Here is a 10,270-nt window from a genome sequence, read left to right on the forward strand (position 1 = left end):
TGCTCTCTCTCCTTCGGTCGGCGCGGACAATAGCGCCGGGGACAGGCCAACGCAAACCCTGATATGCCAGGGCAAGCCTATGATATTCCTCAATGAAATAAATCGCGACGGCATTTCGCATGATCATTGACCGCCCTGCTCCCTTCCCCTATGTACTGGGCCTTGCATGAACTGAAGCTTGGGTGCGTGGAGGCCGCGAATTCGCCGCTTCGCGCCGTTTGCCGCGCGAAGGCCCGCCGGGCTATGGAAGCGCGCGGCCTGATAGGAGTGCCGCCATGGCCGAGATGACGCCCGCCTGGGCCACTGAAAAGCCGACCGCCCTTCTGGTGCTGGCCGACGGTACCGTCATCGAGGGTCGCGGCCTCGGCGCCACCGGCTCCGCCGTCGCCGAAGTCTGCTTCAACACCGCACTCACCGGCTACCAGGAAATCCTCACCGACCCGTCCTATGCCGGCCAGATCGTCACCTTCACCTTCCCGCATATCGGCAACATCGGCACCAATGGCGAGGACATCGAAGACCTCAACCCGGCCGCCCGCGCCGGCGCTGTCGGCGCCGTGTTCAAGGCCGATGTCACCAACCCGTCCAATTACCGCACTGCCGGCCACCTCGATCAGTGGCTGAAGAAGCGCGGCATCGTCGCGCTCTCGGGCATCGACACCCGCGCGCTCACCGCGCTGATCCGCGAAAAGGGCATGCCCAACGCCGTCATCGCGCATGCACCGGATGGCGTCTTCGACCTCGACGATCTGAAGCGGCGCGCCGCCGCATGGTCGGGCCTGATCGGGCTCGATCTCGCCAAGGAGGTCACGTCGGGCCAGTCCTCGGTCTGGCGCGAGACGCCATGGGTGTGGAACGAGGGCTTTGGCGAACAGGCCGAGCCTTCGCTGCATGTCGTCGCCATCGACTACGGCGTCAAGCGCAACATCTTGCGGCTGCTTGCCGGCCTCGGCGCCAAGGTCACCGTCGTTCCCGCCAAGACCGACGCGGAAGAAATTCTCGCCATGCAGCCCGACGGCATCTTCCTCTCCAACGGCCCCGGCGACCCGGAAGCCACGGGCGATTATGCCGTACCCGTGATCCAGGACCTGCTCAAGACCGACATTCCGGTGTTCGGCATCTGCCTTGGCCATCAGATGCTGGCGCTGGCGCTGGGCGGCAAGACCGCCAAGATGCACCAGGGCCATCATGGCGCCAACCATCCGGTGAAGGATCACACGACAGGCAAGGTCGAGATCGTCTCGATGAACCATGGCTTTGCCGTCGATGCCGACTCGCTGCCCGCGGGCGTCGAGGAAACCCATGTCTCGCTGTTCGACGGCTCGAACTGCGGCATCGCGCTGACCGGCCGTCCGGTGTTCTCGGTCCAGCATCACCCCGAGGCCTCGCCCGGCCCACAGGATTCGCATTATCTGTTCCGCCGCTTCGTCAACCTGATCCGCCAGAAGCGCGGCGAGGAATTGCTGGTGGAGCGGGCCTGAGAGACCTCGCGCCGCCCCTCATCGGAAGTGAGCTTGCCGCAACCTCGGCGCTCTTCTTCCCCGCATCGCAAAATTCCTCTACCTCACGCCACCGGCCGGCCCTCACTTGCCTTCGGCTCATAGCTGGGCTCCATCTTCCACGACATTGTTCGTGACATTCATGACCGTCGCCGGTCTCGCCACCTTGGTGACGAAGACAATGACCGCCAGGACCAGGAAGCACGCACCGACCAGATAGGGCGCGCCGCCGAAGGTGACAGGCGCGCTTGGCCCGGTGAACCAGGAAAAGATCGCGGTATAGAGCAGCGGCGTGATGATCGAGGTGATCGAGAAGATCGAGGTCATCGCGCCTTGCAACTCGCCCTGTGCCGAAGGCGGCACCTTGGCGGCGGCGAGGCTTCTGAGCGGCGGATCGGCCAGAGCTTCCAGGCAGCCGACGACGATCACCGCGTAGACCATCCAGCCTTGCGAGGCGAAGGCATAGCCGAAGGCGCTGGCCGCCGTGAACGTCAGGCCGATGACCGCCGTTCTCCACTCGCCGAGCCTCGGGATGACGCGCGGCAGCACCGTGCCCATGACGATCGCGCCGCACAGGCCGAAAGCGCCGAGCGAGAAGCCGATCTGCTGCTCGCTCCAGCCATAGCGGTAATTGGAGACGAACGACCACACCGCCGGATACATCATATGGCCGAGCGTCATCAGGAAGAAGACCAGCCCGATCCAGCCGATACCCTGATACTGGCGCATCTGCAGGAGCGTGCCGACCGGATTGGCGCGTTTCCACTCGAAGCGGCGGCGATGCTTTTCATCGAGCGTTTCGGGCAGGAAGAACATCGCGATCAGGAAGTTCACGAAGGCCAGCCCGGCGGCGCAAAAGAACGGCACGCGCGGGCCGAATGTGCCGAGCAGGCCGCCCAGCACCGGCCCGATGACGAAACCGACGCCGAACGCAATGCCGAGCAGGCCGAAATTCTTCGCCCGGTTCTCGTCGTTCGAAATGTCGGCGATGAAGGCCGACGTCGTCGAATAGCTGGCGCCCGAAATGCCGGCGAGCACACGCCCGATGAACAGCATCGGATAGGACCAGGCGATCGCGCAGATCAAATTGTCGATGGAGAAGGTCAGCACCGAGGCGAGCAGGATCGGCCGCCGCCCGAACCGGTCGCTCAGGCCGCCCATGATGGGCGCGAAAAAGAACTGCATGGCCGCATAGACGAAGAACAGCCAGCCGCCCTCGATCGCCGCTTCGCTGATGCCGACGCCGGTCAATTCCCTGAGAAAAGCCGGCAGCACCGGCATGATCATGCCGAAGCCGATAATGTCGAGCAGCAGCGTGGTGAAAACGAGCGCAAGGCCCCGCCTGGCGGTCTTGGGGTCGATCATGATGGGTCAAGCTCCTCTGGCCGCCCTGGGGCGCGGGCGGACGCACCTTATAGGCGAGCCGGCGAAAAGGAACAATGCGGGAACAGGCAGGAAGCTTTGATCCTGACACTCCCTGACGGCGTCTTGCCGCCAGGTCCTTATCCGAAAACGACTGCTTAGAGCGAACCAGTCATCGTGTTGCAGTCCGACAGCTTGCCGCTCTTGTAGCCGCGCGTCAGCCAGGTCTGCCGCTGCTGCGAGGTGCCGTGGTTGAAGCTTTCCGGCACGACATAGCCCTGCATCTTCTTCTGCAGCGTATCGTCGCCGATCTGCTTGGCCGCGTTCAGCGCGCTTTCGAAGTCGCCCTGCTCCAATATGCCCTTTTGCCCGGTGTAATGCGCCCACACGCCGGCGAAGCAGTCGGCCTGCAGCTCGATGCGCACCGACAGCTGGTTGGCATCGGCTTCGCTCATGCCTTGGCGCATCTGGTTGAACTTACCCATGATACCGGTGAGGTTCTGCACGTGGTGACCGACCTCATGCGCGATGACGTAGGCACGGGCGAACTCGCCTGAAGCGCCGAACTGCTGGTCGAGCTGCTGGAAGAAGGTCATGTCGAGATAGACCTTGTGGTCGCCCGGACAATAGAACGGTCCGGCCGCGGCGGAAGCAAAACCGCAGGCCGAGCGGACCTGGCCGGAAAACAGCACCAGCTTAGGGTCCTCATAGGTCAGGCCTTGCGACTTGAAGATGCCGGTCCAGGTGTCTTCCGTCTCGGCGAGCACGGTCGCCACGAACTGCTTCATCTCGTCATTGGCGGGGGTGCCGCCGCTGTCCTGGCTGCCGCTATTGTCTGATATCTGGCCGCCACCACCCGGCAGCAGGCCGCCGTCGCCGCCGCCCAGGATTGCCGAGGGATCGAAGCCGAAATACCAACCGGCCAGCACCACCAGAATGACGAGGAATATGCTGCCGCCGCCACCGGCGCGGCCACCGATCGGGATGCGGAACTGGCCGCCACCACCACCGATCCCGCCGCCGCCACCATCGCTGCGGTCGTCCTCGATATTGTCACTCTGACGACGGCCTCTCCAGAGCATGGCAATTCCTCGTGCTGCGAACTTCCCCATTGCTCCGGCGGGGCCGGCTCAACCCAACAAACAAGTATCGCAATGGTTGCTCCAAGTCACAGCATTTTTGTGGCCAGGCAGCGCCACATGGCCGCTTCACCGCACTGGCAGGGAGCGCGCAAGGCCTGTCGCATCGCCGGGCATTGGGAGGGGTGCCAGGCTTGAGGGAGATCAGGGGTTTCCTGTCGCTGCTGGTGGCGCTGGCCAGCGTGCGCGACACGGTCAAGCGCGAGATCGCCGAAGAGCCGAAGACCAGCGAAGGAAATTAGGCCGGTCCGGCGGTTCTATCAAACGCTGAACAGTCCTAGCCGGCTTCCATGCTCCGCCAGAACTGAAGGACCGTAGCGGCGATCGCTTCTGGCGCATCTTCCTGGACGAGATGCTTGGCATCAGGGACTGTCTGAAACGTCGCGCCGGGAATGCGCCGCGCCAGCTCCCGGCCGTCCTTTACCGGGATCCAATCGTCATTGTCGCCCCAGAGGATGGTGACCGGACACCGGATTTCGCCATATCGCCACTCCACCTCCTCCGTGTATTTGTCATCCATCTGTGCGACTTGCCTCCAGAATGCCTTCTGGCCCGCGTCGCCAAGCCATGGACGCAGATAGGCCTGCATCTCGTTCTTGCGTAACGGATTGTACGTCGCGCCGTTGATATAGGCGCGCAAGATCGCTTCGTGGACATAGGCGGGCAGCTCGGCAAAAACCTTCTCGTTCTGTTTGGCTGCCTGGACCAGCGGCGAGCCTTGCGGGCTGATCGCCACCGGATCGATCAGCACCAGCGAGCGAAAATTTAACCCGTTGAGCAGATGACCGCGCAGAGCGGTCGATCCGCCGAAATCATGCGCGACCACGTCGGGCCGTTCCAGCTTCCAGTGGGCACAGAGCGCCGCGAACAATTCGTTCTGGATGGCGCGCGACACGTCGCCGTCCGGTTTGTCCGACCAGCCATAGCCAAGCATGTCGAAATAGTGGACGCGTCGCTGCTTGGCGAGCCATGGCGCGATGCGGCGCCACTCGACCGAGGAGAAGGGCGTGCCATGGAGAACGACGGCGGGCGGTCCTTCCCCCATCACGCCCCAGGCGATGGAATGTCCTTGAAAGACAAAGCGTTCGGGCGGGCGCCACTCGATCGTCATCTGCATCGATCCGGAATTACCGCCGCCTACTCTTTCTGCTTGGCACCGGCGCTCTTGCCGTCCGAGCTCTTCGAGCGTTCCTCGAAACGATCGGCGCCTTTCTTCAGCGAATGTCCGGTTTCGGCCTCGGTCTTGCGCTCGTCCCTGGCGGCCGCCTGTTTCAATCCTGTGGCTGCCTGCTTGCCTTTTGCGGTCGGTGCCTGCTCAACGCCCATGGCTTCCTCCCTGCGCGCAACAAGCGCGCGATGAGAGCCAACGCGCATAAGCGCCGACGGTTCCAGCAACTAAAGCATGTCGCCCGGAAGTGTCCTCGGTTTCGGAATAACGACATGCATAAAATCAGAAGCTTACGGCAGATCGGGCGAATCCTATTCGCCGCGACATGCTGCAACGTGTTCGAAAACTCGGCAATGAAGCGCCCTTCAGCGGGCCGTCATCGCCTTGCGGAACGCTTCCAGCGTCTCGGCGCTGACATGGTGCTCGATGCCCTCGGCGTCGATGCGCGCCGTCTCGGCGCTGACGCCGAGGGAGCGCAGGAAGGCTTCCACTGTCTGGTGGCGAATGCGGCTTTCCTCCGCGACCTTGCGGCCGGCTTCGGTCAGGAACACGCCGCGATAGGGTTTTCGCGACACCAGCCCGTCGGCGCAGAGCCGCGTCAGCATCTTGGCCACCGTCGGCTGGGCGACGCCGAGGCGAGCGGCGATGTCGACTTGACGCGCCTCATTGCCGTCCTCGATCAGGTCGGCGATCAGCTCGACATAATCCTCGACCAGCGCGCTGCGGCGCGCTTCGCGCGTCTGCCGGAACCCTTCCGAATGGATATCGGCATCGAGCAACGGCTCACGCGGAGCCGGTCTGTTCTTCAGCGCCAATGCGCGCTCCTCCTCGGAAGTTTAGCCGTCGCTGCTTTTATAGCACGGGCTCTGATTCTTCAGGCCGTTTATTTGCATTCCGCGAGAGGCGCAATCGGCGTCTCCGGTCGCCCGCCCTCGCAACAAGCACCGACAATGAAATATAGCCTATTGCATAATGTTGAGCCATGGCATAGCTTATGGGTATCCTCCGGAAGCCGCGGAAAGCCTTTTCATGTTAGAAGCAGACGTCACAGCCCCCCGGTCCGCATGGCGGCCCGCCAGACGGGAGGAAGACGATCAGCCCAGCCTGCGCGAGGTCAATTCCACCATCGCGGTGCCGACGTCAGGCGTCTGGTTCCGCCGGCTGTTCGCCTTCATGGGCCCGGGCTACATGGTCTCGGTCGGCTATATGGACCCGGGCAACTGGGCGACCGACCTCGCCGGCGGCGCCCAGTTCGGCTACACGCTTTTGTTCATCATCATGCTGTCCAACCTGATGGCGATCCTGCTGCAGGCGCTGGCCGCGCGGCTTGGCATCGCCACCGGCCGCGACCTCGCCCAGGCCTGCCGCGCTTACTACCCGCGCCCGGTCAATTTCGTGCTGTGGATCGCCTGCGAGCTCGCCATCATCGCCTGCGACCTCGCCGAGGTGATCGGCACCGCGATCGCGCTGCAGCTTTTGTTCGGCATCCCGCTGATCGGCGGCGCCATGCTCACCGCGCTCGACGCCTTCCTGGTGCTGCTCCTGATGAACAAGGGTTTCCGCTATCTGGAAGCATTCGTCGTCGCGCTTCTGATCATCATCTTCAGCTGCTTTGCCATCCAGATCTTCGTTGCCGCCCCGCCGGCCGGCACGATCCTGCATTCGATGTTCGTGCCGTCCTCCGACATCATCACCAACCCGGCGATGCTCTACATCGCCATCGGCATCATCGGCGCCACGGTCATGCCGCATAATCTTTATCTGCATTCCTCGATCGTGCAGACCCGCGCCTATGAACGCACCGACGCGGGCAAGCGCGATGCCATCAAATGGGCGACGATGGACTCCACCATCGCCCTGATGCTGGCGCTCTTCGTCAACGCCGCCATCCTGATCGTCGCGGCGGTCGCCTTCCACGACACCGGCCACCATCATGTCGCCGAGATCGACCAGGCCTTCCAGCTCCTGTCGCCGCTGCTTGGCTTGGGCATCGCCTCGATCCTGTTTGCCGTGGCACTGCTGGCCTCGGGCCTCAACTCGACGGTGACGGCGACGCTGGCCGGCCAGATCATCATGGAAGGTTTTCTGCGCCTGCGCATCCCCAGCTGGGCACGGCGTCTTTTGACGCGCGGCCTGGCCATCGTTCCGGTGGTGGTCGTCACCGCGCTCTATGGCGAGAAGGGCACCGGCCAGCTGCTGGTGTTCAGTCAGGTGATCCTGTCCATGCAGCTGCCCTTCGCCGTCATCCCGCTGGTGCAGTTCGTCTCCGACAAGAAGAAGATGGGCAACCTCGCCATCCCGCGCGGCGTGGCGGCATTGGCCTGGGTAGTCGCGGCCATCATCCTGGTGCTCAATTTCAAGCTGCTCTACGAGACCATGTCCGGGGTTGGCTAAGAACCTGAGTCGAAATTAAGATCCATCATAACCCGGTCTGCGCAACAGTATCGCAACGAAGGCGATTTGCATCCAGGCGAGGGCCGATTCGATTGTGCCCTCGTGCGCGCCGATATCGGCTTGCGACCGCGCCGCTTGTATAGCGCTCACGCACCATATTATATCGTTCTCGGTCGGCTTCGTTCTAAGGCATGTACTCCTACCGCTATTTGGCCAGCTGCCATGATTGAGCTTTCAGCATGGGTTTAGACCGCAAACCGCAGGTACGCCGGACAACGCCGCCGTCGGAAAGTATCATTGCGAGCTGGTACGAGAACGCCAGTTCACTCGATAGCTACAGCATTGACTTGAGTGCATCGGAACAGTCGAGCATGCGCGAGTTGGCGACGCGGATACTCGTCAATCCACCCGTGTGGCAAAAGGCGTTGATCGCGCTGCGCGACGCCATGGTTATGCCCTTCGGCATCAAAACCTCCGACACGGTCAGGACGTTCCAGGAGAGCCGTGAACGGGTGGACTTCTTCCCGGTGCACTGGGAGGGCAAGGACGAAATCGTGCTCGGCACGGATGACCGACACCTGGACTTCCGTCTATCTCTGCTCCGACGCCATTCTCCAACGGGCACGTTGATCATCGCGACAACCGTTGTGCATACCCACAATGCCCTGGGCTTCACCTATCTCAACGCGATCAGGCCTTTTCATCACCTGGTGGTCAGGGCCAACCTGGCACGCTGTGCACAAACGCAAATGCAGTAGAGCTGCAGGAACGTCGAATTTCGAACGATGAAACACGGCGGGGAGCTCCCGCCCCGTGCTTCTTCTCACACAGTCCGGCCGCAGATGGTCCCGCGACAAATCGGCGATCCGCGCTATCTTCCCCTCGTCATGACCGGGATCGAAGATTTCAGGAAATTCTACGCGCGGCTGATGGCCGCAAATGCCGGATCGCCCGATCCGCGCCTGCAGACGGTCTTCGCCGAAGTGCCGCGCGAAGCCTTTCTCGGCCCCGGACCGTGGACGATCATCGCCGGCAACGGCAAGATCACGACGCCGAGCGCCGATCCGGCCCACATCTACCAGAACGTGCTGGTGGCGCTCGACGACGACAAGGGCATCAACAATGGCGAGCCGTTCCTGCACGCCATGTGGATCGGAAAGCTTGCGCCGAGACCCGGCGAGGCCGTTTGTCATATCGGCGCCGGCACCGGCTACTACACTGCGGTGCTGACCAGGCTGGTTTCGCCGGGCGGCACCGTCACCGCTTTCGAGCTCGACAAGAAGCTGGCAGAGCTGGCCCGGCAAAATCTCGAAGCCTACGGCAATGCGACTGTTGTCCATGGCAATGCCGTGACCTCGCCCCTGCCATCATCCGACATCATCTATGTCAACGCCGGTGTCGTGGCCCCTCCCGCCGGATGGCTGAAGGCGTTGCGCCCCGGCGGCCGCATGATCTTCCCGTGGCGTCCGGCCGAGCGCGTTCCGTTCGCGGTGATGGTGACCCGCGGCGAAAAAGGCTTCGCCTGCCACCCGTTCATGCGCTCGTGGTTCATCCCTTGTGTCGGCGCGTCGACCGCCGACTCCGCCGCGAAGATCCCGACACGCGAAGAGGCCGCGCGCAGCCGCTCGATCTGGCTGATCGAGGATAGGCAGCCAGACAGCACCGCCACGGCAATCTTCGAGCATGTCTGGTTCTCGTCAGAAGCCCCGAGCGCGCGTGATTAAGCATCGGTGGCGAACCAGATTCGCGGCCGCTGTCGGGATGGTCGCGGCTGGTCCGTCCTTGGACTGAAGTCCGGCCGCGACGGCGTGGACGAAAGCAAGGGAGAGCACAATGAGAAAGATCACCGCCGCAACCTTCGTCAGCCTCGATGGCGTCATGCAGGCACCCGGTGGACCGGAAGAAGATCCGGTCGGCGGCTTCAAATTCGGCGGCTGGACTTTCCACTACTTTGACGAGGAGGCGGGCGCGGCAATGGATGACCTATTTTCCAAACCCTTCGCCCTGCTGCTCGGCCGCAGAACCTACGACATCTTCGCCGCGTATTGGCCGTACCAGAAAGATCCGATCGCGGATGCCTTCAACCCCGCGACCAAATATGTGGCGACGCATCGGCCGGACACTCTGACCTGGCAGAACACGCAGTCGCTTGGGCCCGATATCATCGCGACTTTGCACCGGCTCAAGCAGGAAGATGGACCTGACCTGCTCATCCAGGGATCTGGCAATCTCATTCAGACTTTGCTCGCCAACGGGCTGATCGACGAGATCCGGCTGATGACGTTCCCGCTGTTGCTGGGCAAGGGCAAGCGGCTGTTCGGCGATGCCGCGATGCCGGCCGCCTTCAGGCTTGTCAAATCGCAGGCTTCCACCACCGGCGTCATCATGGCGACCTACGAGCGCGCGGGCGAAATAGAGGTCGGCTCCTTTGTCACCGGCAAACCCTCCGACGCCGAACTCGAACGGCGCAAGAACTGGAAGTAAATTCGACCTCTGGCATCAAGCTGGAACACCCCTCATCCGACCTCGCTTCGCGAGGCCACCTTCTTCCACAAGGGGAGAAGGTGGAGCCTGGCGCATTCGGCTCTGCCACTCTCCAACATTGGCAATTAGCCATGACATCGATGACTCTTCCTTCTCCCCTTGTGAGGCCTTTGCACGGAACCGGGTTGGTGATTCCGTGCGTAAGGAATGAAGAGGGATGATTC

10 protein-coding genes are annotated in these 10,270 nt (G+C 62.7%); 5 read left to right on the forward strand and 5 right to left on the reverse strand.

What is annotated here, in order from left to right; translation table 11 throughout:
* Nucleotides 1-275: 275 nt before the first annotated feature.
* Nucleotides 276-1,481, forward strand: a complete 1,206-nt coding sequence (gene carA, locus FJ434_RS26930) for a glutamine-hydrolyzing carbamoyl-phosphate synthase small subunit (RefSeq protein WP_140752077.1) — start codon at nucleotides 276-278, stop codon at nucleotides 1,479-1,481.
* 117 nt (nucleotides 1,482-1,598) lie between these two features.
* Here the strand turns inward: carA and FJ434_RS26935 are convergent, their stop codons facing one another.
* The 5 genes from FJ434_RS26935 to mntR all read right to left on the reverse strand — a co-directional run bounded on the left by FJ434_RS26935 (nucleotide 1,599) and on the right by mntR (nucleotide 5,983).
* A complete protein-coding gene (locus FJ434_RS26935; protein ID WP_140752075.1) occupies nucleotides 1,599-2,864 on the reverse strand; it encodes a TCR/Tet family MFS transporter in 1,266 nt (421 codons plus the stop codon).
* 155 nt (nucleotides 2,865-3,019) lie between these two features.
* Nucleotides 3,020-3,943, reverse strand: coding sequence for a neutral zinc metallopeptidase (locus tag FJ434_RS26940; RefSeq protein ID WP_140717225.1), 924 nt, complete (start codon nucleotides 3,941-3,943; stop codon nucleotides 3,020-3,022).
* Nucleotides 3,944-4,277: 334 nt separating this feature from the next.
* Complete coding sequence (locus tag FJ434_RS26945; protein ID WP_140505113.1) at nucleotides 4,278-5,111, reverse strand: alpha/beta hydrolase; 834 nt, start codon at nucleotides 5,109-5,111, stop codon at nucleotides 4,278-4,280.
* 26 nt (nucleotides 5,112-5,137) lie between these two features.
* Complete coding sequence (locus tag FJ434_RS26950) at nucleotides 5,138-5,326, reverse strand: hypothetical protein (RefSeq protein ID WP_140505111.1); 189 nt, start codon at nucleotides 5,324-5,326, stop codon at nucleotides 5,138-5,140.
* A gap of 207 nt (nucleotides 5,327-5,533) precedes the next feature.
* Complete coding sequence (mntR, locus tag FJ434_RS26955; RefSeq protein WP_140717219.1) at nucleotides 5,534-5,983, reverse strand: manganese-binding transcriptional regulator MntR; 450 nt, start codon at nucleotides 5,981-5,983, stop codon at nucleotides 5,534-5,536.
* 214 nt (nucleotides 5,984-6,197) lie between these two features.
* Between mntR and FJ434_RS26960 the strand changes: the two genes are divergently transcribed.
* From FJ434_RS26960 to FJ434_RS26975, 4 genes are all read left to right on the forward strand, one after another.
* A complete protein-coding gene (locus tag FJ434_RS26960; protein ID WP_140752073.1) occupies nucleotides 6,198-7,562 on the forward strand; it encodes an Nramp family divalent metal transporter in 1,365 nt (454 codons plus the stop codon).
* A gap of 239 nt (nucleotides 7,563-7,801) precedes the next feature.
* Nucleotides 7,802-8,320 carry a DUF2867 domain-containing protein gene (locus FJ434_RS26965; RefSeq protein ID WP_140752071.1) on the forward strand — a complete coding sequence of 173 codons (519 nt, stop codon included), beginning with the start codon at nucleotides 7,802-7,804 and terminating at the stop codon, nucleotides 8,318-8,320.
* A gap of 129 nt (nucleotides 8,321-8,449) precedes the next feature.
* Nucleotides 8,450-9,286: a protein-L-isoaspartate O-methyltransferase gene (locus FJ434_RS26970; protein WP_181166102.1), complete on the forward strand. Its 837-nt coding sequence runs from the start codon at nucleotides 8,450-8,452 to the stop codon at nucleotides 9,284-9,286.
* A gap of 109 nt (nucleotides 9,287-9,395) precedes the next feature.
* Entirely contained in the window at nucleotides 9,396-10,046 is a 651-nt protein-coding gene (locus tag FJ434_RS26975; protein WP_140752067.1) for a dihydrofolate reductase family protein, read from the forward strand.
* Nucleotides 10,047-10,270 lie beyond the last annotated feature (224 nt).

Origin of the sequence: Mesorhizobium sp. B2-5-13 (assembly GCF_006440535.1) — a bacterium.
GTDB lineage: Bacteria > Pseudomonadota > Alphaproteobacteria > Rhizobiales > Rhizobiaceae > Mesorhizobium > Mesorhizobium salmacidum.